General features: G+C 46.8%; 23 protein-coding genes. 6 read left to right on the forward strand and 17 right to left on the reverse strand.

Translation table 11 applies throughout. The annotated features are described in order from the left end of the window. Positions 1–50: 50 nt before the first annotated feature. The 3 genes from R7R24_RS03660 to R7R24_RS03670 form a co-directional block, all read right to left on the reverse strand. Positions 51–1040, reverse strand: a complete 990-nt coding sequence (locus R7R24_RS03660; protein ID WP_053303711.1) for a membrane dipeptidase — start codon at positions 1038–1040, stop codon at positions 51–53. Between the two features lie 69 nt (positions 1041–1109). Beyond that, positions 1110–2570 carry an aldehyde dehydrogenase family protein gene (locus tag R7R24_RS03665; protein ID WP_005375790.1) on the reverse strand — a complete coding sequence of 487 codons (1461 nt, stop codon included), beginning with the start codon at positions 2568–2570 and terminating at the stop codon, positions 1110–1112. Between the two features lie 73 nt (positions 2571–2643). Next, the gene (locus R7R24_RS03670; RefSeq protein WP_005375789.1) at positions 2644–3042 is read right to left on the reverse strand and encodes a RidA family protein; all 399 of its coding nucleotides are present in this window, start codon (positions 3040–3042) and stop codon (positions 2644–2646) included. 155 nt (positions 3043–3197) lie between these two features. On the opposite strand from R7R24_RS03670, the gene R7R24_RS03675 reads away from it, so the two are divergent. Continuing rightward, positions 3198–4088, forward strand: coding sequence for a LysR family transcriptional regulator (locus R7R24_RS03675; protein ID WP_005375788.1), 891 nt, complete (start codon positions 3198–3200; stop codon positions 4086–4088). A gap of 80 nt (positions 4089–4168) precedes the next feature. Here the strand turns inward: R7R24_RS03675 and R7R24_RS03680 are convergent, their stop codons facing one another. The 13 genes from R7R24_RS03680 to R7R24_RS03740 all read right to left on the reverse strand — a co-directional run bounded on the left by R7R24_RS03680 (position 4169) and on the right by R7R24_RS03740 (position 19106). Further along, positions 4169–5275, reverse strand: a complete 1107-nt coding sequence (locus R7R24_RS03680; RefSeq protein ID WP_054579004.1) for an NADH:flavin oxidoreductase — start codon at positions 5273–5275, stop codon at positions 4169–4171. Between the two features lie 670 nt (positions 5276–5945). Beyond that, entirely contained in the window at positions 5946–6860 is a 915-nt protein-coding gene (cyoE, locus tag R7R24_RS03685) for a heme o synthase (RefSeq protein WP_033906955.1), read from the reverse strand. Then, the gene (cyoD, locus tag R7R24_RS03690; protein WP_012842490.1) at positions 6821–7132 is read right to left on the reverse strand and encodes a cytochrome o ubiquinol oxidase subunit IV; all 312 of its coding nucleotides are present in this window, start codon (positions 7130–7132) and stop codon (positions 6821–6823) included. The genes cyoE and cyoD overlap by 40 nt, the downstream gene beginning before the upstream one ends. Beyond that, positions 7132–7734: a cytochrome o ubiquinol oxidase subunit III gene (cyoC, locus tag R7R24_RS03695; RefSeq protein ID WP_005375782.1), complete on the reverse strand. Its 603-nt coding sequence runs from the start codon at positions 7732–7734 to the stop codon at positions 7132–7134. Before cyoC ends, cyoD begins: the two co-directional genes overlap by 1 nt. Then, positions 7724–9760 carry a cytochrome o ubiquinol oxidase subunit I gene (cyoB, locus tag R7R24_RS03700; protein WP_005375781.1) on the reverse strand — a complete coding sequence of 679 codons (2037 nt, stop codon included), beginning with the start codon at positions 9758–9760 and terminating at the stop codon, positions 7724–7726. The genes cyoC and cyoB overlap by 11 nt, the downstream gene beginning before the upstream one ends. A 5-nt stretch (positions 9761–9765) precedes the next feature. Continuing rightward, the gene (gene cyoA / locus R7R24_RS03705) at positions 9766–10647 is read right to left on the reverse strand and encodes a ubiquinol oxidase subunit II (protein ID WP_005388604.1); all 882 of its coding nucleotides are present in this window, start codon (positions 10645–10647) and stop codon (positions 9766–9768) included. 798 nt (positions 10648–11445) lie between these two features. Continuing rightward, complete coding sequence (locus R7R24_RS03710; protein WP_005375778.1) at positions 11446–12204, reverse strand: SDR family oxidoreductase; 759 nt, start codon at positions 12202–12204, stop codon at positions 11446–11448. A 110-nt stretch (positions 12205–12314) separates the two neighbouring features. Next, entirely contained in the window at positions 12315–13220 is a 906-nt protein-coding gene (mmsB, locus tag R7R24_RS03715) for a 3-hydroxyisobutyrate dehydrogenase (protein WP_005375775.1), read from the reverse strand. Between the two features lie 11 nt (positions 13221–13231). Further along, complete coding sequence (locus tag R7R24_RS03720; protein WP_191115841.1) at positions 13232–14371, reverse strand: enoyl-CoA hydratase/isomerase family protein; 1140 nt, start codon at positions 14369–14371, stop codon at positions 13232–13234. 8 nt (positions 14372–14379) lie between these two features. Continuing rightward, positions 14380–15165, reverse strand: coding sequence for an enoyl-CoA hydratase (locus R7R24_RS03725; RefSeq protein WP_191115842.1), 786 nt, complete (start codon positions 15163–15165; stop codon positions 14380–14382). Positions 15166–15203: 38 nt separating this feature from the next. Beyond that, positions 15204–16358: an acyl-CoA dehydrogenase family protein gene (locus tag R7R24_RS03730; RefSeq protein ID WP_191115843.1), complete on the reverse strand. Its 1155-nt coding sequence runs from the start codon at positions 16356–16358 to the stop codon at positions 15204–15206. Positions 16359–16377: 19 nt separating this feature from the next. Continuing rightward, a complete protein-coding gene (locus R7R24_RS03735; protein WP_191115844.1) occupies positions 16378–17871 on the reverse strand; it encodes a CoA-acylating methylmalonate-semialdehyde dehydrogenase in 1494 nt (497 codons plus the stop codon). 23 nt (positions 17872–17894) lie between these two features. Next, complete coding sequence (locus R7R24_RS03740; protein ID WP_318119419.1) at positions 17895–19106, reverse strand: acetyl-CoA C-acyltransferase; 1212 nt, start codon at positions 19104–19106, stop codon at positions 17895–17897. A gap of 275 nt (positions 19107–19381) precedes the next feature. On the opposite strand from R7R24_RS03740, the gene R7R24_RS03745 reads away from it, so the two are divergent. The 5 genes from R7R24_RS03745 to R7R24_RS03765 all read left to right on the forward strand — a co-directional run bounded on the left by R7R24_RS03745 (position 19382) and on the right by R7R24_RS03765 (position 24399). Then, a complete protein-coding gene (locus R7R24_RS03745; protein ID WP_017821195.1) occupies positions 19382–19756 on the forward strand; it encodes a MerR family transcriptional regulator in 375 nt (124 codons plus the stop codon). A 66-nt stretch (positions 19757–19822) separates the two neighbouring features. After that, on the forward strand, positions 19823–20992 hold the full coding sequence (locus R7R24_RS03750; protein ID WP_132936378.1) for an isovaleryl-CoA dehydrogenase: 1170 nt from the start codon (positions 19823–19825) through the stop codon (positions 20990–20992). A gap of 25 nt (positions 20993–21017) precedes the next feature. Continuing rightward, positions 21018–22622 (forward strand): carboxyl transferase domain-containing protein, encoded by a 1605-nt coding sequence (locus R7R24_RS03755; RefSeq protein WP_132936377.1) that lies wholly within the window; start codon positions 21018–21020, stop codon positions 22620–22622. A 29-nt stretch (positions 22623–22651) separates the two neighbouring features. Beyond that, positions 22652–23491: an enoyl-CoA hydratase-related protein gene (locus tag R7R24_RS03760; RefSeq protein ID WP_054579010.1), complete on the forward strand. Its 840-nt coding sequence runs from the start codon at positions 22652–22654 to the stop codon at positions 23489–23491. Then, complete coding sequence (locus R7R24_RS03765) at positions 23491–24399, forward strand: hydroxymethylglutaryl-CoA lyase (RefSeq protein ID WP_054579011.1); 909 nt, start codon at positions 23491–23493, stop codon at positions 24397–24399. The genes R7R24_RS03760 and R7R24_RS03765 overlap by 1 nt, the downstream gene beginning before the upstream one ends. Positions 24400–24445: 46 nt before the next feature. Here the strand turns inward: R7R24_RS03765 and R7R24_RS03770 are convergent, their stop codons facing one another. After that, on the reverse strand, positions 24446–25324 hold the full coding sequence (locus R7R24_RS03770; protein ID WP_053303726.1) for a DMT family transporter: 879 nt from the start codon (positions 25322–25324) through the stop codon (positions 24446–24448). Positions 25325–25548 lie beyond the last annotated feature (224 nt).

Genomic DNA, 25548 nt, shown 5'->3' on the forward strand with positions numbered 1-25548 from the left:
GCCTGCCGTATTGTTATTATGTGGACAGGCGGTTCCTACTTTGGGGAATGCTATGAAATAGGCTCTAATCCTTCTTTAAGGAAGTTGAACCAGTTTTCACCCAATATTTTTCCAGCCTCAGATTCACTGAATCCGTGACCCATTAATCCGTTGTAGATGTTCTCCATCCCTGCGCTGCCGCAGAACCATGGCAGCGCATCTGGCCATCCCGAGTTACTTGCTGAACCTTCGCCGTAATCCATCGCTTTTGACCAACGCCCGTTGCGCATCCACTCCAACACTTGTTGCGGCTGATTTAGGCACAAATCGCTACCGATACCTAAATGGTCAACGCCAAACATGTCTGCGGTTTTCGCAACCATCTGGCAGAAATCATCCAGCGTGCACTGGCTGCCATTTGGCAAATGGAATGGATATAAACTGAATCCAATCAAACCACCGCGCTCCGTCAGTGCTTTGATCACGGTGTTGGATTTGTTGCGCAGTGCGTCATGCGCAAACGTCGGGTTAGCATGGCTGATACAAATTGGACGCGAAGAGAGCTCGATAGCTTCCAACGTCGAACGCTCCGCGCTGTGGGACATATCAATGATCATCCCGACTCGGTTCATCTCTTCAATCGCTTGCTTACCAAAGCGAGTTACGCCGGAATCATTTTGTTCGTAACAACCTGTCGCCAGTAAGCTTTGGTTGTTGTAGGTCAGTTGCATGATCAGCAGACCTTGACGGCGCATCACTTCAATCAGACCAATTTCATCATCGATTGGTGAGCAATTTTGCGCGCCGAAGAAGATGCCGACTTTGCCTTCTGCTTTGGCTTTTTCTACATCTGCCATTGAATAAATAGGCATGATGAGGTCCGCATTTTGCTCGAAGCGCAAGTTCCATTCAGCAAAACGCGTTAAGGTTTCGCGCGCAGTTTCGTGGTAGACGATGGTGGCATGAACGGCGGTAATGCCACTCGCCTTAAGCGTTTGGAAATACTCTCGATCCCAATTGCAGTACTGCAATCCGTCAATCACAATCCGTTGTTGGTACATAACCACTCCTTAAACAATTTCTTAGCCTTTTCGTGCGGGCAACTGACACCATCAGTTACCCTGCCGATCTTAGTAAGGACGCTGATAAGCGGTTTTCACTACGGTGTAGAACTCTTTGGCGTACTGACCTTGCTCACGAGGACCAAAGCTAGATTCTTTACGACCACCAAATGGAACGTGATAATCTGTACCCGCAGTTGGCAAGTTAACCATGACGCAGCCCGTTTGGACTTGCTGTTTGAAGATCGCGCTATTGCGCAAGCTTTGCGTGATAATGCCGCCTGTCAGGCCAAAGCGCGTATCGTTTGCGACTGCAATTGCCTCATCCAGATCAGAAACGCGAATCACGCTCGCCATTGGTGCAAAGACTTCTTCTTGGTTCACTTCCCAGCCATTCTGTGTATTTAAAAACAGAGTTGGTGACATGTAGTAACCGTCATGCTCTAGGCTCAGACGCTCACCACCGAAAGCCAGCTCCGCGCCTGCTTGGCGTGCGTTTTCGATCCACTCAAAGTTCGCATTCAGCTGGTTACCATCAACCACAGGGCCCATGAACACGCCCTCTTCCAGTGCGTGACCCACTTTAAGTTCGCTCATGCGTTGGATTAGCGCTTCAACATACGCGTCGTGAATTCCGTCCATAACCACAAGACGAGAAGACGCGGTGCACTTTTGACCTGCACCCGAGAATGAGCCTGCGATTGTTGCTTCGACAGCAATTTGAATGTCTGCATCATCTGCCACTACGAGCGCATTTTTGCTACCCATCTCTAGCTGACAACGCACAAAATTTGGTGCCGTTGCCGCTGCAACTTTACGGCCTGTGTCCACAGAACCAGTGAAGCTCACGCCGTTCACATCCTTCGAATTGATAAGGGTATTACCGACTTGCGAACCGCTACCCAAAACGAGGTTAAACGTGCCGGCAGGTAAACCTTGGCGATGGATAATCTCTGTCAGCGCAACGGCACTTGCTGGGGTTAGGTTGGCAGGCTTCCAGACGACGCTGTTGCCAAACGCAAGTGCTGGCGCGATTTTCCAAGCCGCTGTTGCTGTTGGAAAGTTCCAAGGAGAGATAATGGCGATAACGCCGACGGCTTCACGAGTAACTTCAACGGAGACACCTGGACGGACGGAAGCAGCGTTATCGCCAATTTGACGCAGAACCTCAGCAGCAAAGTATTGGAAGAATTGGCCAGCACGGTAAATCTCACCTCGACCTTCAGCAAATGGCTTACCTTCTTCACGCGAAAGCAAGGTGCCCAATTCGTCACATCGTGCAATGAGCTCATCACCAATCGCTTGTAACACTGCTTGTTTGCGCTCGATTGGTGTTTTTTCCCACTCTGGCTGCGCTGATTTAGCCGCTTGAATAGCTTGCTCTACTTGCGACACGCTCGCTTGTGCAAAATCACCAATGTTTTCGCTGATATCAGAAGGGTTAATATTGGCGATGGTGTCCATGCCCGATTGCCACTCACCCGCTATATAGAGGGATTTTTCTGCTTGAACATTGTTAATAAAAGTCATGGTTCTTTCCTTGTTCTTCCGATTTGTGATGGCAAGCCACTCACTCACTGATCTCTAATTATTCTTATTGGATTTATTCTGGTTGGCTTGCCGACGCGTAGACAACAAACTCCACCAACATCTCTTCTCGCGCTAACCCTGCAACCACCATGGCGGCGCGATTTGGGTACGGCGCTTCAAAATATTCCGCGTACACTTGGTTAACGGTTTTTAAGTATTCTCTGTCGGTCACGTAAATCAGGACCTGTAATACCGAGTCCAAAGACTCCCCTGCACACTCCAGGGTGTGAATGAGATTGTTAAAGGTTTGGCGTGTTTGTGCTTCGATACCGCCTTCCACAACCGCGCCTGTGTCATCAATAGGAATTTGAGCCGTATACAGGGTTCCGTTGTTGACTATCGCCCATTCAAGCGGCGCTTTAGAAGCAAATAGACTGGTTTTAACTGGGTGTTTTTTAGTAGGAGTATTCACGTGCCTTTCAACCTTTGTAACAGCTTTGTTTCAATATGGTTAAATGATGCACATTGACAGGCGATAAATCTAACGGTAAATTTTTGACATTTGATAAATTAAACTTATCACCCTGTTTAAAATAACGTAAATAAAGGGATTAGGAGGCATTAGGGATGAGTATTAAGCTTCAACAATTAATGCATTTTGTGATGGTAGTCGAGGAAGGAGGCTTTCGAGCCGCTTCACATCGTGCAAATCGTTCTCAGGCGGCACTGTCAACATCGATAAAAGAGCTTGAAAAAATTCTAGGGCAAACGCTGTTTGAACCCGGAAACAAAACCAAATTGACCCCGTTTGGTGAAATTTGTCTTCCCAAAGTGGTTCAGTTTCTCAATATCTACAGTGCACTAGACAACGATCTCAAAGCAGCCGCTGCCGGACAACAAGGGAGAGTGCGAATTGCTAGCGTTCCTTCTGTTGCAGCGAAGCTCATTCCTAGCGTGTTGGGCGCCTTTTGCGAACAGTATCCAAATGTAGAAGTAAGCTTGATAGACGATAATGCCGCTGGCGTCGAGGCTCGCCTACTCTCCGGTGAGGTCGACTTAGCGCTCGGTAACCCCTCTCACCTCGATGAGGGCGGCATTGACTTTACGCCGCTGTTAGCCGATCCAATAGGCGTGGTGTGTTTAAAGGACAACCCTATTGCGAGTCATCCAGAAGGAATCGAGTGGCAAACTTTGTTGGAACAACCCTTTATCCGTAACGGCACTTGTACACTTCTCGATCCAACCCCAGCAAGAGCTCTGAGTCAGCAAGCGCTCTATTCGGTCGAAAATATTACTTCGCTGTTTTCTGTCTTAGAACTTGGGATTGGTGTCACGACCCTACCGAAGCTTGCTTTCCCAACCAATGAAACACGCTTGGTTTGGATTCCGCTTATCGATCCACCACTTGAAAGGCAAATTGGTATATTTACGTTAACCGATCGCACGATCTCGCCTCAAGCTAAAGCATTTCACGATCTTTGTGTGCATTATTTAAACTATCAAAAAGAAGATAAATAATGGTTCGATTAACATGCGGATAATTAAAAGCCTCCATATTCAGAGTGGAGGCTAATTTGTATTTGTGTATTCGCTTCGTTCTATTTTTTGCGACGATTTCGGTTCTTATACACCACGCAAAAGTTACCACGCTTGGTACGACACTTTGAGCAACGTTCGCAATCTACTGGTGCGCGATTGCCTTCTTTCCAACGTTTGATCAACTGTGGCTCAGCCAATAAAGGGCGTGACACAGCAAAAAATTGGATACCTGTGTTTTCTGCAATTTTCTCAATCGCATCAATGTCGCTCAGCCCGCCGACAGTAATCACCGGTATGCTAACGTCCTGACTGATCACGTGACCATATTCGTGAAAGTAACCTTCTTCTTGTAGTGTGTAACCATCGAACGTTTGACCAACAAGTTCGTTTGCTTTGCCGTGAACATTGCCAGATACGATGATCGCATCAACGCCTACTTCTTCAAGTTTCTTACAGACGACGCGAGTTTCATCGAACGTTAAACCGCCGTCAAAGAACTCTGTTGCCGTCAGTTTAACGAGGATGGGAAATTCGCTTCCAACCAGCTTTCTGGTTTCAGAATAAATTTCTAAAAGAAAGCGCATGCGATTTTCTAAGTCACCGCCATATTCGTCTTCTCGACGATTATAGTACGGGCTTAAAAACTGGTTAATTAAATAAGTGTGCGCCGCATGAATCTCTACGCCGTCAAAACCAGCGTCTTGAGCACGTTTGCTCGCCAATGCGAATGCCTTTACGATGTAGTCTATTTCGTCCTTTGTCATCGCTTTGCCTTGCGTATTTGTACCACGCTCAGGCACGTCACTCGGAGCGAAGATGACACGCTCACCGACGTTATGGGTGGTTTTGGTGCCACCGTAAGCAATTTGCATCACGATTTTAGAATCTTGTTGATGTACTAGCTCTGTTAGCTTTTTGTATTCTTCAATAAAAGAGTCGTTGTAGATCCCCATCATACCTGCGTTGGGTTTCTCTTCTTCAACGATATTGGCATAACCCGTGACAATAAGCCCAACTTCCCCTTTCGCAAGCGTTTCGTAAATATCGTAAAGCTTTACCGTCATGTGACCATCTTCGGTCGCCATGTTCTCCCACGTTGCGCTTCGCACAAAACGGTTCTTTAGGATCATGTTGCCAATGCGGGCTTCGGAAAACAAAATGCTCAAAACCAGTCCTCTTAAAGTTGTCTTTATATTTTATCTTTTCGCAAGTAAACAAGAACGAAAAAGGAACAGCGATACACGATGTATGGCTGTTCCTTCTCTGAATCCTTGAGACCTGCAAACTACAGGCGCACCTTAATGCCTCGGAGACGACAAAACTTTAATCTGGGTTAAGGTTTGGTGAGTTTTTAGATTATGTAAAAGGATGATTCTTAATCGTGTTCATTTCACTGGAGCTAAGATGCATCCTCACCCACTTTCAGTCGTAAAACTTTTGTATTTCGCTAGCTGGTGATTCAACTCAAACATTCACATTGTTAGTTTGTATGCTGCTATGGGAACTAGCACTCCCCCCAAATGTTTACATTACAAACTATCGATATTGAATTCTCATATGTTAAGTAGAGTTATTGCGCTGTTTATACTTTTTAGCTTAAAAGTCGCTATTTCTTGGCATTATTACGCGTCAGCGGAAACGTGCTTCACTATGTTTTACACACTGGTTGTTTTTGCTTTTAGATATGAATACGTGATAGTGAAGCTAGAGGAGGAACAGGAAAAACAGTGAAAATAAAGGACAATAGAAAGTGAAATGACCTTACTTCTAGGTAAGGTCATTCATGCATTCAGCAGCAAAAGATATTAGCGCGTAGCAAACGCTTAGGTTTGGTTATTACAGAGCTAGAGGAATCAACTCGACGCCAAGCACACCACTGATCCCCATCACCACTAGCAGTGAGACTTTAAACACCGACTTTGACCAAGCGATGTAGTTGTTGTCATCAATGCTGCGAAAGGTCACTTTCGTCCACATAAAGCAAACAACCGCTGCAACTGCTAAGTATTCATACCCGGCTTCACCTAGTAAAAATAACCCCAATGATGCTGCTCCAAAAGCCACGACATACGCTTTCATGTGTCGATGCGCTTTATGAATGCCCTCTTTAACTGGCAATACGGGAATCCCGGCTTCTCGGTAGTCTTGCATGCGGAACATGGCAATGGCATACGAGTGCGGCATTTGCCAGAGACAGAACATGGTAAAGAGTAAAATCGCTTCCAAGCTAATGAAGTTTGTTACCGCCAAGTAACCCACCAATGGCGGAACTGCGCCTGAGATACTTCCCACTAAGGTTCCATACACCGAGTTACGTTTGTACCACATCGTGTAAAAGAACACGTAATACACGTAGCCAAGCAACACGACGACAGCGGATAGTGGATTCACTCGGATAAATAACAGTGCGGTTCCTACCAGCAATAAAGCAAGTGCATAAACAAACGCAATATCGATATTGATGTTGCCTTTCACTGTTTCACGATTTCGTGTACGTGCCATCTTTTGGTCGATATCACGATCGAAAATATTATTCACCACACAACCTGAAGCGATGACTAACCCAACACCAACTAACGTCGTAACGAACAACATTAGACTGGCTGGTTCTGTTTTTGCGGCGAGGAAGAACCCCGCCGCAACAGAAATCAGGTTGCCGAAAATAATGCCCGGTTTAGTGATAGACAAATAACTTTTCAGCATACCTTGACCTACAACTTCATGTTGACGTTCATGTTGTAGATGATCCATACCGAGCCAGCGATAAGGATAAGTACAACAATGGCGGTAAACATCAGTGATACAAGGTTCCAACGTCCGTCGGATGTTTTTGTTTCCATGTGCAAGAAGTATTTAAAGTGAACAAATATCTGCACTAATGCACATCCAAATAGAATCGCATAGGTCGTTGTATCTGGTAATGATTTCGTCCAAACAAAGTAGAACGGAATTACCGTCAGAATCAGTGAGGCAATAAAGCCTTTCACGTAATCTGACGCACTGGTTTCTACATGTTGATCCATTACATTACCCCCAGTAAGTAAACGATGGTAAAGACACAAATCCAAACGATATCTAGAAAGTGCCAGAATAGGCTTAAGCAGTTAAAGCGCATTGCCATATTGTCGTTCAGACCTTTCGTCGACAGTTGATGGTATGCTACCGCTAACCAAATCAGACCAAAGGTTACGTGCAGGCCGTGCGTACCAACCAACGTAAAGAATGCCGACAGGAATGCACTGGTTTGTGGGCCATAGCCTTCTTCAATCAGGTGATGGAACTCATAGACCTCCATACAGATAAAGCCAAGACCAAGCGCGAACGTGACTAACATCCAACGTTTGAGACCAGCAACGTTGTTGCGCTTCATCGCGATAATGCCAAAACCAAATGTGATACTGCTAAACAGCAGCAGCATGGTTTCGACAAAAACGAATGGGAGTTCGAAAATGTCTTTACCTGTTGGGCCCGCAATTGAATTGCTCGACAGCACAGCGTAAGTCGCGAACAAGGTCGCAAACAGTACACAGTCACTCATCAGGTAAACCCAGAAGCCAAATAGCTTGTTGCCATTCGTGTCATGGTGGTGATCATGGTCGTGATGTGCTGCGATATTAGTTTGCATACGTCACCTCCAGATCATCTTTACTTTCGCTGTCTTTCACTGAGTTTTTCTTCGCTTCTTCAAGCTGAGCTCGACGTTCGGCCTCAATTGCTTTGATCTCTTCAACTTCCACGTAGTAATCCACATCATCGTTATAGCTATGCTGAATACACGTCACGATAATACCGACCAAACTTGCCGCCGCTAGCCACCAGATGTACCAAATCATTCCGAAGCCAAATAGGAGCGACCAAGCCGACACGTAGATGCCTGTTGCCGTGTTTTTTGGCATATGAATACGTTCGTATTCCACTTCTTTAGTTGGATCGAACTCGCCACTTTGTTTCTGGTACCAGAAGGCATCCAGCACATCACCTTTTGGTAGGTGCGCAAAGTTGTAGAACGGCGGTGGAGACGATGTTGCCCACTCAAGAGTACGACCACCCCACGGGTCACCAGTTAGATCACGGTTTTGCTCGCGGTCACGGATACTCACGTAAATTTGGATGAACTGAGACAATACGCCCAGCGCAATCACAACCGTACCTGCTGCGGCAATCGACAACAGTGGGAAGTATTCTGGGTTGATGTCTTGGCTTAAACGACGAGTCATCCCCATGAAGCCCAGCGCGTAAAGCGGTAAGAACGCCATTAAGAAACCAATAATCCAAAGATAGAACGCGCGTTTGCCCCAAGTTTCATTCATGGTGAAACCGGTCGCTTTCGGGAACCAGTAAGTGATCGCAGCGAAACATCCAAACACCACACCACCGATGATAACGTTGTGGAAGTGAGCGATAAGGAATACTGAGTTATGCAGAACGAAATCTGCGCCCGGAACAGCCATTAGTACGCCCGTCATACCACCAACAGTAAAGGTGATCAGGAAACCCACCGTCCACATCATTGGCGTCGTAAAGCGGATGCGGCCTTTGTACATCGTGAATAGCCAGTTGAAGATCTTCACCCCTGTTGGGATAGAAATGATCATCGTGGCAATACCGAAGAAGGCATTTACGTTCGCGCCAGACCCCATCGTAAAGAAGTGGTGTAGCCAAACGACAAAGGCAAGAATCGTGATAACTACGGTAGCCCAAACTAGCGATGTGTAACCGAACAACTTTTTACGTGAGAAGGTTGCGGTGACTTCTGAGAACACACCAAAAATTGGCAAGATCAAGATGTACACTTCTGGGTGACCCCAAGCCCAAATCAGGTTGACGTACATCATTACGTTGCCGCCAAGATCATTGGTAAAGAAGTGCATGCCTAGGTATCTATCCAGCGTAAGCAGAGCGATAGTCACCGTTAGGATTGGGAATGAAATGATGATCAAAATGTTTGCACACAGAGACGCCCAAGTGAAAACTGGCATCTTCATCATTGGCATAGACGGTGTACGCATACGCAAAATGGTCGCGAAGAAGTTCACGCCTGTTAACGTCGTACCAACACCTGATATCTGCAGCGCCCAAATCCAATAGTCGACCCCGACTCCTGGGCTAGCCTCAATACCTGAAAGCGGCGGATACGCCAACCAGCCGGTACGACCAAATTCACCTAAGCCGAGAGACATGTTTGTTAGGATGACACCTACAACAAACAGCCAGAAGCTCAAGTTATTCAGATACGGGAAAGCTACGTCACGCGCACCAATCTGCAATGGCACGATGATGTTCATCAGACCAATGACCAATGGCATCGCTACGAAGAAGATCATGATCACGCCATGGGCAGTAAAAATTTGATCGTAGTGATGCGGTGGTAAGTAACCTGCTTCACCCGCAGAAGAAAGGAGTTGCTGACTACGCATCATGACTGCGTCAGCAAAACCACGAACAAGCATCACCATCGCTACTGCGATGTACATGAAGCCAAGTTTTTTATGGTCTACTGAAGTAAACCATTCATTCCACAAATATTGCCACTTTCCGGCTTTGGTCACCGCGTAAACTACGGCTAAACCAACCAGCGCCACAACCGCTAGGGTGATGACGATAATAGGTTCGTGGAATGGAACTGAATCAAGAGTTAATCTTCCAAACATTACGATTATCCTTGGTTTTCAGGCAAACAGTTCATTGAACCAGGATGCTGAGTCACAACGTCGGTGAACAAGAACGGAGGAACGCTAGAGAACAAAGTGACTGGCTCTGCGATACTTGGCGCTGCCAGTGAGCTGTATTGCTCCCAATCTTCAATACGATCAGGGCTCGCCTTCACTTTCTGCACCCAATTTAGGAACGCAGCACGATCAGACATTGCTGAAGCTGTGAACTTCATTTGCGAAAAGCCTTCGCCGCTGTAATTCGATGCAAAGCCCTTGTAGTCACCTTCGTGGTTCGCTATCAGGTTAAGCTTGGTAACCATGCCTGGCATCGCGTAGATCTGTGTACCTAAGCGAGGGATGAAAAACGCGTTCATGATGTTGTCCGAAGTCAGTTTGAACTGCACTGGCACATCTTTCGGGAACGCCACATAGTTCACCGTCGCAATGTTTTCTTCTGGATAGATGAACAACCATTTCCAATCGAGTGACACCACTTCGATGGTCATTGGTTTAACATCACTTTCCAATGGTTTAGAGGGCTCTAGTTCATGAGTCGAACGCCATGTGATCGTCGCAAGAATCGCAATGATGATGATTGGAATTGTCCATACCACCACTTCGATTTTGGTCGAGTGTGACCACTCGGGTGCGTACTCTTCTTCAGTGTTAGAGGCGCGGTATCGGTAAGCGAAGTAAATCGTCATTAAAATCACAGGGATTACAACGATCAACATCAGCAAAAGAGCAGTAATAATTAACTCTTTTTCTTGCACACCAATGGCACCTTTGGGGTCAAGTAAAGCTGAATTACATCCTGAGAGCATAAGTATGACGGACGCCAAACTTCCCCTCGACAAGATGCGTTTATATCTTGAGGCTTCCATTAACTTTCTCGATGGTTGTCTGGTTTCAAAGCAGATGCCAATCAAAGTAAATAAGAGCTCACACATAGCGCAGAGGTAATGTATGAGAACAAGAAGAAACTTCGATAAGTAGTTATTCTACTTACAATTTTTCAACTTCGTCATCAAGCATTTAACCAGCTAGAATGAACCGTTATTTACTACGATACGATTGGTACCAAGCCAAGAACCAGTTGTTATAGTCATTAGAATGTTTATGTGTTGAGCATGAGTAACGTCGGGCTCAGAGCGAAACAAAACGGAATTGAGTGGAGATCAAAACCACACTCTTAGTGTGAGTTTATTGTTACACTTTGAAACACTATGTTACATTTGGCGCATTATGAGGAGTAAAAAGTTAAAGCTCATTAGCCACAACTGGAAACTAACCTTCCATTAATGGAAGTTACACACTTTAAATCGAATATTAACCTCAACACGAATTTCTCGTGCTTCAACAATTAATTATTTAAAAACAAATAGTTGAAACTTAAAATTGATGAGACTGACTATCAACTTCATTTACGCAGATAGCCTTAATGAGAAGCGGAAACTAAAAAACCAAAAGTGTGATCAGCATCAAATTAATGATTTCACTTAATATTTGAGTGGTATTTACATCTCTTTATTGGATTGTGAGAAATCATTCTCAAGGTAAATCCAAACATAAGTTGTAAATACATTTGGGTTGCGCAGAATTAGCACTCCACAACATAGAAAATGTTGAAATGGAAAGAGACTTATTATTCAGGTCTATCAGAGCCTTATTTCAGTGATCACTTACATACGAATGCCGCCATCCACTTCTAAAACCCTGCCAGTAAAGTAATCACTCTCAATAATGTATTTTACAGCATGCGCGATTTCGCTTGTTTCGCCCATCCTGCCAACTGGGATCATCTTTTCTAATCGCTCTATGGCTTCGGGTTTCATTTGCTCTGCCATCGCGGTATGAACTACACCTGGTGCAACCGCCGCCGCGCGAATACCGTATCTTGCGAGCTCACGAGCCCATGTTGTCGCCATGGTCGCGACCGCCGCTTTTGACGCAGAATAATTGGTTTGTCCGATATTCCCAGCTCTCGCAACACTAGAAATATTGATGATAACGCCTTGGGAGCCACTCTCAATCATCTTGACGGCAGCTTCACGCCCACACAAAAACGTTCCTGTCACGTTAACGTTCATGACCAAGTTGAATTGATCCAAAGACATCTTACTGATCACGCCATCTTTTGCTTTTACAAGTAACCCATCTCTTAACACGCCAGCGTTATTGACTAACCCATTGAGTTGACCAAAATCTTGGATAATCGCTTCAAACGTGGTTTCAACGTCGATTTCGTTGGTGACATCCACTTGATATGTCAACGCTTTCGCACTCAGCATTCGACACTGCTCTTGTGTTTCCATTAAGCCACTGGCGTTTACATCCAACAACGCTAAATCAGCGCCAGCTTGAGCAAGGGTAATGGCCATCATTTGCCCAAGCCCCTGCCCTGCTCCTGTAATGGCAATAACACTACTTTTTATGTCCATATTGGTGCACTCCATAGCTCGTAATGTTCTCTATCTCAACCAGTCTGAGTTGGCCGAAATGATGCGCGTTTTAGGTCACCATCTCGGGCTGGTTTGTCACAAAACTCAGTCTAGCCTTTCTTACTCTTGTATAACTCAAATAAGCTTGAGAAATCGAGCTCGCCGTGGCCGCTCGCGTTGTGGAAAGAATATAAGTTGCGCGCTAACGACCCCATCGGAACCGAAGAATGTGTTTGTAACGCCGCATCTAACCCCAAACCGAGATCTTTTAGCATGAGTTTGCTCATAAAGCCCGGTTGGTAATCGTGACTGGCTGGCGCACTGTCCATCACGCCTGGGCAAGGATTGTAAAGCTCCAATGCCCAATTTCGGCCAGAGCTTTGCAGCATGATGTTTGATAGCACTTTTGGATCGAGTCCATGATCGATACCTAGGTTTAATGCCTCGCACGTACCAGACATTAAAATGCCGAGCATAAGGTTGTTACAGATTTTCGCCATTTGACCATCGCCTGCTTTGCCAGCATGGAAAACATTTTTTCCCATATACTGCAAAATCGCATTGGCTTTAGAAAACGCTTGATCCGAACCACCAACAATAAAGGTTAATGTCGCCGCTTTCGCGCCAGCAACGCCCCCCGAAACGGGTGCGTCGACAAACAACACGCGTTTATTTGCCGCTTCATTGGCGACTAATCGCGCGGAGTCCGGATCAATGGTTGAACAATCAATCATCAAGGTACTTGGCGAGACAAGATTGAGGACACCTACGCCACCGTGTAAGTCACCAAGATACACGGAACGAACGTGAGACCCTGCTGGTAGCATCGTGATGACTGTGCTAGCACCATCTACTACCTCTTCGATAGAGCTCGCCACTACCGCACCAAAAGGTACTAGTTGCTTTGCGGCTTCGCTATCGACATCGAATACTTGCACGTTAAATCCAGACGCGAGTAAGTTTTGCGCCATAGGATGCCCCATTCTTCCTAAACCGATAAATGCGATGGTACTCATGATCATTCTCCTTATTGACCTAGTGTTTGTTCACCCAAATTAGCAAGCGGATGCTCGTTATCTGACCAAAGCGAGGTAAACAAAGTATCGATAACATCTTCATCGACTTCACTGACACTGTTAAATATCCAGCTCGGCTCGCCATCCCGGTCAATGAGCCGAGAACGGACGCCCTCTTTAAACTCACCTAATAAGGCGCTGCGAATCGATAAACTCAGCTCCAAGCGGAAGCAATCTGCAAGCGGTAAGCTGTGGTATTCTTTCACTTGTCTGAAGCAAATATGCGCGGTGATCGGACTGCCCGATGCGAACGTTTGTTTCGCGTTTTCTATCCACTGGCTATTCCCTTCGATAGCCATGATTCGCTGTGCTATCGCATTAAGATCAAAGCCTTTGCACGCTTCCTCTATCTGATCTAAGTATGGACAAATTTGCGTGGTTGGTTTGCTATCAATAACCTGTTCTTCCATTAATTGTAGTAGTGCAGTTACCAACTCTTTCGCATCTTCTTTGCACCACTGGAGCCGCTTTAGCTCATCCAGTAAGGTGGGATACTGCTCTTCCAACAGTAACCAATCGGCCAAACCAATAGTGACAGCGTCACTTGAATTCACCATGGAGCCTGTCAATCCGAGGAATAAACCCACTTGCGGATCTATCTGGCTTAAAAACCACGTACCTCCCACATCAGGATACAGTCCAATATTGATTTCTGGCATAGCAAGGCGTGATGTTGTTGTCACAACTTTATGGCTGGTTCCCATAAAAAGCCCCATCCCACCGCCCATGACAATACCTTCTCCCCAACCGATAATGGGTTTGTTGTAAGTGTGAATGAGATAGTCACACTCATACTCCAACGAGAAATAGTTCGTACAGAACTCTACGATTTTTTCTTTACTCTCGTTATGCATGACGTGATACATAGCTCGAACATCACCACCAGCACAGAATGCTTTTTCTCCAGCGCCAGTGAGTACCACACAAGTCACATGCGGATCGTCTTGCCACTTGATAAGCTGATCGTTAAGTTGGACTAACATGTCATACGTCAATGCATTCAATGAAGCGGTGTTGTCTAACGTTGCGATACCAATGCGGTGCACGCCATCGAAGCACTCTATTTCACTAATGGCTACCATCCCTGCCATGTGGCCTCCTATCGGTTTTTCCATTGCGGTGGGCGTTTTTCTAAAAAGGCGCGAACACCCTCAACTTGATCTTCCGTATCAAAAAGAGTCAGAAACAACTCTCGCTCTTTCATTAAGCCGTGCTTAAGTGGCGCAGAGCGCATATTTTGAATGAGCGCCTTACATGCGGCGACAGAAGATGGCGACTGGTTCGCAACAGAGTCAGCAAGCTCCAGCGCTTTACTTAAAGCTTCGCCTTTGGAGACCAACTCCTCAGCCAAGCCTAGTTCTTTTGCTTTGTCAGCGCTGACTTGCTCTCCACATAAAATGATACGCTTTGCCCAGCCTTCCCCTACTAACGCTGTGAGGTTTTGGGTACCGCCAGCGCAGGGCAAAAGTCCGACTTTGGCTTCAGGTAAAGCAAGTACCGCTTGCTCTTCAACGACTCGAATATCACAAGCTAATGCCACTTCTAAACCTCCACCCATGGCGTAACCATTAATAGCGGCAATGGAAACACCACGGAATTCCGAGAGCGTTTCAAACGCTTCACCAAAGCATCGCGCCATGTCTAACGCAACCGCTTTGTCACCGTCAGAAAATAGCTTGAGATCTGCACCAGCAGAGAAAAACTTTTCTCCACTGCCGGTTAAAACCAGTGCGTAGACCTGCTTATCATTGTTAAGTGTGAGTATCAGCGACTTCAGTACCTTGAGGCTCTCTGCTGTCCACGTATTGGCCGGCGGGTTGTTCATCGTCACCACCGCAACGTGATTAGTGATCGTATGTTGAATGGCTTCTTGGGTTAATGGCATATCTGAATCCTTTCTCAATGAGCAAATCCAATACTTCGCTACAGCAAGGCCGACTCCTCAGAGAGCAAACGGCGCGCGATGATCAAGCGCATGATTTCGTTCGTTCCCTCCAGAATTTGATGCACACGCACATCTCTGAAATGACGCTCCATTGGATACTCTTTGATGTAACCATAGCCGCCATAAAGCTGCAGCGCTTGGTCGCAAACCTGAAAGCCCACATCGGTTGCGAACCGTTTTGCCATCGCGCAATAAGCCGTGGCATCTGGGTCATTTCGGTCGAGCTTGCTGGCGGCATAGCGCACTAACTGCCGAGCAGCCACTAGCTCTGTCGCCATGTCTGCTAATTTGAATTGTAAGGCTTGAAACTGCGCAAGCGACTTGCCGAACTGCTTACGCTCCTGAATGTATTGTGTCGCCTGTTCAAGGGCCTGTTGAGCCGTACCGACGGAACAGGTCGCAATATTTATACGCCCTCCATCAAGCCCTTTCATCGCAAAGACAAAACCTTGCCCTTCTTCGCCCAGTAAATGGCTAGCTGGAATAACGACATTTTCAAAAGTAACCGCTCGTGTTGGTTGGCTGTTCCAACCCATTTTGGGTTCTTTGCGCCCATAGCTGATACCATCTGCGTGAGTAGGAACAACAAATGCAGACACGCCTTTGGCACCCGCTTCTCCGGTTCGCGCCATCACGACCAAAACATCTGTCTCTCCTGCGCCAGAGATAAAGGTTTTGCCGCCGTTGATGACATACTTATCTCCCTTTTTTGTAGCGGAAGTGGTCAGTGCAGCGGCGTCTGATCCTGCGTTAGGCTCAGTTAAGCAATAGGAGCCTAACCACTCCCCCGTAACTAATTTCGGACAGAACTGCGTTTTGGCTTCATCGGTAGCAAAACTGGCTATCATCCAACTGACCATGTTGTGAATCGTCATAAACGCCGTAGTGGACGTACATCCCATGGCCAGTTGTTCAAAGATAATTGAAGCATCCAAGCGACTCAGCCCTAGGCCACCTTGCGCTTCTGGAGTGTAGAGACTGAGAAACCCTAGTTCCCCCGCCTCTCTCAATACGTCTTTGGGGAAAATCTGCTTTTCATCCCACTCCGCCGCCATCGGTGCTAAACGCTCATCGGCAAATTGTTGAGCGGTATCGGCAAATGCACGTTGATCTTCATTAAGTTCAAAGTCCATAAAAGCTCCTTTTATTCACTCAGCGCAGTTGGATGGTCAGATTTGGCCCCGTTGGAATATCGTCATCAAACCAACGCGCCGTCACCGTTTTGGTCTCGGTATAAAAACGCACTGCTTGTTTACCATACGCATGTAAATCACCATAGAAACTGCCTCTCCAACCAGTAAAGGAGAAAAATGGTAAAGGGACTGGAATAGGCACATTGATCCCAACCTGACCGACTTGAATGTCATGCTGATATTTTCTCGCAGCAGCGCCATTAGCGGTAAATATAGAAGTTCCGTTGCCGTAAGGGTTGCGATTCACTAACTCAATAGCTTCTTGCAACGTTTCGACTTCCATACAAACTAAGACAGGGCCAAATATCTCTTGCGTGTAAATCGACATGTTCGCTGTTACACCGCTAAACAAGGTTGGGCCAATCCAGTTTCCATCGGGAAAGCCTTCCACTTCACACTGACTGCCATCGAGTTCACACACTGCGCCTTGTTGTTTGCCATCTTCAATTAGGTCCAATACGCGTTGTTTAGCTTGCTCACTGATCAGTGGGCCATAAGCAGCTTGCTCATCGTCCCAAGGCCCTGGGTGTACTTTCGCCATTGCCTGTTTGAGGTCTGTAATCCATTGTTTTGAATCGCCGACAAATACCGCAACAGAAATTGCCATACAACGCTGCCCCGCAGCCCCTACGGAGGCTCCGATTAGGTTATTCACCACTTGATCTTTGTTTGCATCAGGCATGATCACCATGTGATTCTTTGCACCAGCAAAAGCTTGAACCCGTTTAAAATGTTTAGTCCCTGTAGTGTAGATATAACGGGCAACGGGAACCGAGCCAACAAATGACACCGCTCGAATATCAGGATGAGCCAGAAGAAAGTCGACTTGCTCTTTGCGGCCATGAACAATCTGCAACACCCCTTTAGGCGCGCCAGCTTGCTCAAATAGTTCGGCTAAACGAATAGAGGTCAACGGCACTTGTTCAGATGGTTTGAGCACAAACGTATTGCCCGCAGCGATAGCGATTGGGAACATCCACAACGGAATCATGGCTGGAAAGTTAAACGGCGTGATACCACAACACACACCTAAGGGCTGAATCATTGAGTAACTATCAATATCCGTAGCAACGTTTTCGACGGTTTCTCCCATCATGTTGCTAGCAATGTTTGCCGCCTGCTCAACCACCTCGATACCACGCCACACATCGCCTTTGGCATCCGCTAAAATCTTACCCGTCTCATGAGAAAGCAGTGTGGCAAGCTCATCATGATGGTCTTTGAGCAAGTGCTGATAACGCAGCATAACTCGGGCACGCTCGGGTATCGCCACTTCTTTCCAAGATTGGAATGTCTCTTTCGCATTATCAATGGCGGCTTCCATCTCGTGCTCTGTGGAACATGGAACGTACGCAATGACATCATTAGTGGCGGGATTGGTTACCTCAACCCAATCCGATGTTTGAGATTCACGAAACTCGCCACCAATAAACAAGGGAACCAAACGAGTCATCATTTACTCCTTTCTGATTTCAATTAAAGCGGTATTTCAATGCCTATCGCCGTGGCTTCTACACCGCCGATACAAAGTGACGCAACACCCCGCATCACTTTTTTGGCTTCGAGATCACCATTGGTGCCTAGCGCTTGTAGCTGACGCAAACTGTGAATCAATGTCACCAGAATTCGTGCGCCACTAGCCCCTATCGGATGCCCAAGTGCACAGGCTCCACCTTTAATATTTACTTTGCTCGTATCAAGCCCAAGTTCCGCCACCGCTATTTGTGTCACGACGGCAAAGGCTTCATTGATTTCCCACAGGTCCACTTCATAAATGGACCAATCTAGCTGGAACAGCAGTTGCTCAATTGCGTAGACGGGGGCCAAAGTAAATTCTGCAGGTTTTCTGGCATGTGTAGAGTGCGCCTTGATGATCGCAAGTGGTTTAAGCCCCTGATGACGCGCAGTGTCTTCATCCATAAGCACAAGAGCCGCCGCGCCATCTGAAATGGCACTCGAATTAGCAGCGGTCACCGTACCTTTTTCATCGAATGCAGGTTTGAGTTGAGGAATTTTACCAAGGTCAATCGAGCGTGGGTGCTCATCGTAGTCCAGCACCGCTTGTTCTGACTTGGTATTGAGTGAAACCGGCGAAAGTTCATCGGCAAACAAGCCTCGCTCTTGAGCTTCCAACGCACGTTTTGCCGACATCACGGCCCATTCATCCATTTGCTCTCTGGTGAACTTAAGCCTGTCAGCGACTTGCTGAGCATAAACACCCATTAAGTGCCCTTCGTAAGCATCTTGTAGCCCATCGAGAAACATGTGGTCATACGCAGACTGGTGCCCCATACGCATTCCCTTTCTCGCCTCCCTCAGCAAATACGGCGCATTGGTCATACTTTCCATACCACCAGCAATGGCAGAGCGAATCGTTCCAGCTTTAATGAGATCGTGCGCTAACATGACGCTCTTCATGCCAGAGCCACACACTTTGTTAATGGTGGTGCACCCTACGCCCAAAGGAAGATCTGCCCCCATAGATGCTTGCCTAGCAGGAGCTTGTCCACACCCTGCTGGAAGCACACATCCCATGAACACTTCATCCACCGAAGTCACATTCACTTCGTGCATTGCCGCCTTGATCGCCAGTGCGCCTAATTGAGGAGCAGAGTAAGTTTGCAACTTGCCTTGAAAGCGCCCAATTGGCGTTCTTTTCGCGCTGACAATCCAGATGTCTTTTCCCATGATTCGCATTCCCTTAAGGTATATGTGAACACTTGGCAGACTGATGACACCCTACATAGAATTACTCACCAAGCGCCACACCAGCCTTTATCGCCTTTTTCACTAACAAACTTTCATTCCGCGATTTCTTGACGTTTACGTAAGCATAGCACTAGCCTTTACAATGAGATGAAAAAACACACCAAGCAGACGTTTATATTTCAAAGTTGATGTTCGGCCTTCCCATTTAAGGTTCGATTTCCAGAAACTGGATTTTTATTCGAGGTAAGTATGTTATGGAAAAATACAAGATCAGTGACCTCGCCAAGGAGTTTGATATTACTACTCGCAGTATCCGGTTTTATGAAGACGTGGGTCTGATTGAACCAGAGCGAAAAGGCAATATGCGCGTTTATCAACGCAGGGATAGAATTCGCCTCAAACTGATTTTAAGAGGGAAACGACTCGGTTTTTCATTGGCAGAAATTCGTGAACTTTTCGAGCTCTACGACATGCAACAAACCGAAGGACAGTTATTGAAAATGCTCAATATCATTGAAGAGAAACAAGCCGTCCTACAGCAACAACTCAACGACATCAGCGTCGTTATGGCAGAGTTGAATGCCGCTAAGGAGCGTTGTATTCAAACACTCAAAAGCAAGCAGACATAAACGCTATACTCAATTAGCAACACCGCTACAGGCTTTTCCACCTTACCTCTGATACCGGGAGACGTTATGAAAAGCACCTATACCCCACTCAATTTCGGACTTGGTGATACCATCGATATGCTCCGAGAACACGTTAATGCCTTTGCTACGGAACATATTGCGCCCATCGCCGCTGAGATAGACCGCGATAACCAGTTCCCGAGTCATTTATGGCCTTTGTTGGGAGAAATGGGGTTGCTTGGTGTGACCGTCGATGAAGAGCTTGGTGGTGCAGGCATGGGATACCTCGCTCATGTTGTTGCCATGGAAGAAATCAGCCGTGCCTCTGCGTCTGTCGCTTTAAGCTACGGCGCTCATTCTAACCTGTGCGTCAACCAAATCTTTCGTAACGGCACGCCTTCTCAACGCGAAAAATACCTTCCCAAACTCATTGATGGTAAGCACGTTGGCGCCCTAGCGATGAGTGAGCCCAATGCCGGTTCAGACGTGATAAGCATGCAACTGAAAGCGGAGAACAAGGGCGACCATTTTGTACTGAATGGCAACAAAATGTGGATAACAAACGGGCCCGATGCTGACGTAGTGGTGCTTTACGCTAAAACGGATGTCAGCGCAGGTTCACGTGGCATTACCGCATTCATTATTGAACGTAACTTCGCAGGTTTCACTCATGCTCAAAAGCTGGACAAGCTAGGCATGAGAGGCTCGAATACTTGCGAACTTGTATTTAACCATTGCGTAGTGCCAAAAGAGAATATTCTTGGCGAGTTGAATCAAGGCGTCGAGGTGTTAATGAGTGGGCTGGATTACGAGCGCGTCGTCCTCGCTGCCGGACCACTCGGGATAATGCAAGCTTGCATGGACATTGTGGTCCCGTACGTACATGAACGAGAGCAGTTTGGAAAACTCATTGGCGAGTTTCAGTTAGTTCAGGGCAAGATCGCCGATATGTACTCTCGAATGAGTGCAGCAAAAGCGTATGTATATACCGTCGCAGCGGCTTGTGATCGAGGTAACGCAACACGCAAAGATGCCGCTGGCGCGATTTTGTACAGTGCAGAGCTCGCCACACAAATGGCACTCGATGCAATCCAGTTGCTCGGTGGGAATGGCTACATCAATGAATACCCTGCTGGTCGTTTGCTACGTGATGCAAAGCTTTATGAAATCGGCGCGGGTACCTCTGAGATTCGCCGCATGTTAATAGGCCGAGAGCTGTTCGAAGAATCTCGCTAACGGAACATACGACAAGGAAGTCATTATGGCCATTATCAAAAGTAAAACTAAGCCAACTGACGAGTTATTTCTTTCCAATAAAGCTGCGATGGAAACGTTGGTCACTCAACTTAATCAACACATCGAGACCATCAAACAGTGCGGCGGTGAAAAAGCCATTCAGCACCAGAGGCAAAAAGGAAAACTCCCCGCACGAGAACGCATCGCGTGCTTGCTTGATGACAACACTGACTTTCTTGAAATCAGCCAATTTGCCGCCTGGCAAGTGTATGACGAAGCGATCCCCTGCGCTGGTGTTATCGCCGGCATTGGTATCATAGAGGGGATTCAATGCATGGTCATCGCCAACGATGCTTCGGTAAAAGGCGGAACCTACTACCCACTCACGGTAAAAAAACACCTTAGAGCGCAAGAGATAGCCCAACGTTGCCAACTCCCCTGCGTGTACTTGGTGGACTCCGGTGGCGCAAATCTCCCTCATCAGTCCGACGTCTTCCCCGATAAAGAACACTTTGGTCGCATTTTCTTTAACCAAGCGAGAATGTCGGCGAAAGGCATCCCCCAAGTTGCTGTCGTGATGGGGCTTTGCACTGCTGGGGGCGCGTACGTTCCTGCCATGGCGGATGTGTCCATTATGGTTAAAGAGCAAGGCACCATTTTTTTGGCGGGGCCACCTTTGGTGAAAGCGGCCACTGGCGAAGTCGTGACGGGTGAAGAGCTCGGCGGTGCAGACGTGCATTGTCGAAAATCTGGTGTCGCAGATTATTACGCTGAAAATGATGAACATGCCCTAATGCTTGCGAGAGAAGCCATTGCCAATGCCAATAGAACAAGACCTGTTAAGCCAGAAAACACCGTGCTTCCTCCCCGCTACGACGCAGAAGAAATCTATGGAATCGTGAATGCCAACTTACGACTGTCATTCGACGTTCGAGAAATTATTGCCCGCATCGTCGATGATTCTGATTTCGACGAATTCAAATCCTTGTACGGCAGAACGCTAGTGTGTGGCTTCGCTCGTATTCAAGGACACTTGATTGGTATTGTGGCAAACAACGGTATCTTGTTTTCTGAATCGGCACAAAAAGGCGCGCACTTTATTGAGCTGTGCGCCAAACGGAAAACACCGCTTCTTTTTCTCCAAAACATTACCGGCTTTATGGTCGGAAAAAAGGTTGAAGAAGAAGGCATCGCAAAACATGGCGCCAAGCTAGTGATGGCCGTCGCTTGTGCTGACGTGCCGAAGTTTACCGTGATCATCGGTGGATCGTACGGCGCTGGTAATTACGGCATGTGCGGACGAGCGTATGATCCAACCATGATGTGGATGTGGCCGAACGCGCGTATTTCTGTGATGGGCGGAGAACAAGCAGCAGGCGTTTTAACACAAGTTCGAAAAGACGCGAAGGAACGTCAGGGGGAAGCGTGGTCAGAGCAAGAAGAGCACATTTTTAGAGAATCGATCATAGACTTGTATGAAACACAAGGACATCCCTATTTTGCGAGTGCTCGGCTATGGGATGACGGAATTATTGACCCTAAAAAAACGCGTCAGGTGTTGAGTCAAGCGTTAACGGCAGCATTAAATGCCCCCATTCCTGATAGCGAGTTTGGCGTCTTCAGAATGTAAGCATCCAAAGATGAATTAAGGAAGTTAGTATGCAGGAAATGCAACCAAGCATTATTCCCAACGCCCAAAGGCAAGATGATGTTCTTTGGCATGTCGATGATAATGGCGTAGCGACCATTACCCTAAACAGAACAGCTAAACACAATGCTTTTGACGCTTGTACGATCGACTTGCTGATCCACCGCCTAGATTATCTCGCTTTACGAACGGATGTGCGGTGCTTGGTATTAAGAAGTAACGGCAAGCACTTTTCATCCGGGGCCGATTTGAATTGGATGCAGTCGATGGCCGACAGCACGAGGCAAGATAACTTCATTGATGCCCAAAACTTGGCAAGACTCATGGAAACATTAGATTCGTTCCCTCAACCCACCATCGCAGTTGTTCAAGGTTCCGCTTATGGTGGTGCTTTAGGGTTGATTTGTTGTAGTGATATCGCCATCGCAAGCCGAAGTGCCAACTTTTGCTTAAGTGAAGTTAAGCTTGGTTTAGTTCCAGCGACCATTGCGCCTTACGTCATGCGCGCGATGGGGAATAGACAAGCTAGACGCTATATCTTAAGTGGTGAAGTCATTTCAGCCGAAGATGCCGAACGGTTTGGTATTGTGCACGAAGTGAAAGAAGCCAAACAGCTTGAAAATGCGGTCGATAGCGTAATCAAGACGTTGCTACTTAATAGCCCAGATGCGATGCGTAAAGCGAAAACGCTCTGCCATCAATGTCATCAAAACCCCATTGATCAACAACTGATTCACTATACTAGCAAGCTCATTGCGGACATTAGAGTATCACCCCAAGGTCAAGATGGGCTGCAAGCGTTTCTTGAAAAACGTAGCCCAAGTTGGGTCACCAAGTCACAGGACAAGTAATGCTACCTTCCAAAGTAAAGATTGTCGAAGTAGGTCCTAGAGATGGGTTGCAAAATGAATCTCCTGTTGCGACCCAGACTAAAATCCGGCTGATCAACTTACTCTCTGATACTGGGTTAACGCATATTGAGGTGGGCTCTTTTGTCTCACCCAAATGGGTGCCACAAATGGCGGACTCAACAGAGGTCATGAAAGCAATAACACGGCGAAATCATGTTACCTACTCTGCCCTGACTCCAAACCTAAAAGGCTTAGAACAAGCGTTGGAGGCTGACGCCAATCAGGTCGCAATTTTCACTTCATCCTCAGAAGGATTCTGCCAACACAATATCAATTGCTCGATTGCAGAAAGCCTAACTCGCTTCGAACCTGTAATGCGATTAGCCACCAAACACGGCATCCCTGTTCGTGGCTATCTATCCTGCGTTGCCGACTGCCCTTACGATGGCCCGACAGCCCCTAAACAAGTGGCGAGCGTGGTCAAATCACTCATCGATTTAGGGTGTTATGAGGTGTCTCTAGGCGACACAATCGGTACAGGCACGCCAAACCGTATCGCTGCTATGCTAGAAGCCGTCATGTTGGTTGCACCTCTTCCCCAGCTGGCTGTCCATTTCCACGACACATGGGGACAAGCTCTCACCAACATTTATCAGGCACTGAGTATGGGCATCAATACCATCGACAGTAGTGTAGCTGGGCTGGGTGGATGCCCATACGCTCATGGCGCATCAGGAAATGTCGCAACGGAGGATGTACTGTATTTATGCCAAGGGTTAGGAATAGAAACGGGGATCGACTTAGAGCTACTGGCTAAAGCTGGCTGGATGATCAGCGAAGAGCAGGGTCGGCAGCCTACATCAAAAGTGTCATTAGCATTGCGTAACCGCGTATTATCACTTTCGTAGAAGGCCATCCGGCACCTCAAATTCTCCCAACCCAAGCTAGCTCCATCTACTTTCGAGTAGTGAAGCGAAACCGCCCGCCAGTACGGTAAATAATTAAAGAAAATAAGATAAGCACACAACCTACTAATTTATTTGCCGTTAGCACTTCGCCATACCACAGCACGCTCAGAATAACCGTCCAAACTGGTTCTAATATCATAATTAGAGCAGCGTTACCTGCCTGAACAAATTTTTGCCCCATGGTTTGCATTACGTAACGCAAGCTCGTCGCTAATAAGGTACTCAACGCAAACCACCACCAAATAGAGGAGTCCACCTCTGCCGGGAAAGATTCCATAAAAAATGAAACCAACAAACCTAAACAACCTGCTGAAAAAAGTTGCACGCAAGTAAGCAGCAGCACAGGTAGTTTTTGAGAGTATTTGCTGTTCACATTAAAATGAAGCGCCAAAACCAGTGCTGCACCAAGAAACCACAATTGACTGGCCGATTGTTTCCAGCCACCAACTAAAGAAAGACAAGCAAGACCTAATACAGCGATAGGCAAAGAAAGCCAGAAAATTCGTTGTGGTCGTTGACGAAACATAACCCATGCAACAATCGGCACAAACAGCATGGAAAGGCTCATGATAAATGCGCCTTCCCCGAGAGTATCACTGATAGAAATAGCGTAAATCCATGTCATAACGGCACTGCCTAACAGGAGCCCGACACCACCAGCAGAAAGCACATCTTTTAAGTTTGCTTTCAGCAAAGGTCGGTAACATAGAGGCAGTAAGCAGAGCGAAGCGATAGTAAATCGCGCCCCAATAAAGCCAAAAGGTGGTAAACCCTGTATTGTTTCCTTAGAGAATATCCAGCCAAGTGCCGCGATCATCGTCGTCGCAACCAGAATAACCGTCGCTTTGCGTTCTGAGTTAAACATAAGTACTCACAAAATATGGAACACACAATAGCGCAGCAAGAGAGTTTTACTGCACTATTGTGTAAATTTGAAAGGGGTTTGTGTCGAGCGAAAAAGTGAAAGCCCGATCCTCTCCTGTATTGTTGTCACGCAGATTGAAGTTCTGCTGCTAGATACATTAAATGCAGGCAAAGTCTTAAGGCAAGCCTTTTCGCATACTAAATTACTTTAGCATTCTATACAGC

It is taken from the genome of Vibrio sp. 704 (genome assembly GCF_033339295.1).

What these genes read in the sequence shown, in the direction of transcription:
- cyoA (WP_005388604.1), bottom strand. Translation starts at nt 10,647, where the DNA reads ATGGAAGCCTCAAGATATAAACGCATCTTGTCGAGGGGAAGTTTGGCG.
- R7R24_RS03710 (WP_005375778.1), bottom strand. Translation starts at nt 12,204, where the DNA reads ATGGACATAAAAAGTAGTGTTATTGCCATTACAGGAGCAGGGCAGGGG.
- R7R24_RS03675 (WP_005375788.1), top strand. Translation starts at nt 3,198, where the DNA reads ATGAGTATTAAGCTTCAACAATTAATGCATTTTGTGATGGTAGTCGAG.
- cyoB (WP_005375781.1), bottom strand. Translation starts at nt 9,760, where the DNA reads ATGTTTGGAAGATTAACTCTTGATTCAGTTCCATTCCACGAACCTATT.
- R7R24_RS03735 (WP_191115844.1), bottom strand. Translation starts at nt 17,871, where the DNA reads ATGACTCGTTTGGTTCCCTTGTTTATTGGTGGCGAGTTTCGTGAATCT.
- R7R24_RS03660 (WP_053303711.1), bottom strand. Translation starts at nt 1,040, where the DNA reads ATGTACCAACAACGGATTGTGATTGACGGATTGCAGTACTGCAATTGG.
- R7R24_RS03740 (WP_318119419.1), bottom strand. Translation starts at nt 19,106, where the DNA reads ATGGGAAAAGACATCTGGATTGTCAGCGCGAAAAGAACGCCAATTGGG.
- R7R24_RS03745 (WP_017821195.1), top strand. Translation starts at nt 19,382, where the DNA reads ATGGAAAAATACAAGATCAGTGACCTCGCCAAGGAGTTTGATATTACT.
- R7R24_RS03725 (WP_191115842.1), bottom strand. Translation starts at nt 15,165, where the DNA reads ATGCCATTAACCCAAGAAGCCATTCAACATACGATCACTAATCACGTT.
- R7R24_RS03755 (WP_132936377.1), top strand. Translation starts at nt 21,018, where the DNA reads ATGGCCATTATCAAAAGTAAAACTAAGCCAACTGACGAGTTATTTCTT.
- cyoE (WP_033906955.1), bottom strand. Translation starts at nt 6,860, where the DNA reads ATGGATCATCTACAACATGAACGTCAACATGAAGTTGTAGGTCAAGGT.
- R7R24_RS03770 (WP_053303726.1), bottom strand. Translation starts at nt 25,324, where the DNA reads ATGTTTAACTCAGAACGCAAAGCGACGGTTATTCTGGTTGCGACGACG.
- mmsB (WP_005375775.1), bottom strand. Translation starts at nt 13,220, where the DNA reads ATGAGTACCATCGCATTTATCGGTTTAGGAAGAATGGGGCATCCTATG.
- cyoD (WP_012842490.1), bottom strand. Translation starts at nt 7,132, where the DNA reads ATGGATCAACATGTAGAAACCAGTGCGTCAGATTACGTGAAAGGCTTT.
- R7R24_RS03665 (WP_005375790.1), bottom strand. Translation starts at nt 2,570, where the DNA reads ATGACTTTTATTAACAATGTTCAAGCAGAAAAATCCCTCTATATAGCG.
- R7R24_RS03750 (WP_132936378.1), top strand. Translation starts at nt 19,823, where the DNA reads ATGAAAAGCACCTATACCCCACTCAATTTCGGACTTGGTGATACCATC.
- R7R24_RS03730 (WP_191115843.1), bottom strand. Translation starts at nt 16,358, where the DNA reads ATGGACTTTGAACTTAATGAAGATCAACGTGCATTTGCCGATACCGCT.
- R7R24_RS03720 (WP_191115841.1), bottom strand. Translation starts at nt 14,371, where the DNA reads ATGGCAGGGATGGTAGCCATTAGTGAAATAGAGTGCTTCGATGGCGTG.
- R7R24_RS03765 (WP_054579011.1), top strand. Translation starts at nt 23,491, where the DNA reads ATGCTACCTTCCAAAGTAAAGATTGTCGAAGTAGGTCCTAGAGATGGG.
- R7R24_RS03760 (WP_054579010.1), top strand. Translation starts at nt 22,652, where the DNA reads ATGCAGGAAATGCAACCAAGCATTATTCCCAACGCCCAAAGGCAAGAT.
- cyoC (WP_005375782.1), bottom strand. Translation starts at nt 7,734, where the DNA reads ATGCAAACTAATATCGCAGCACATCACGACCATGATCACCACCATGAC.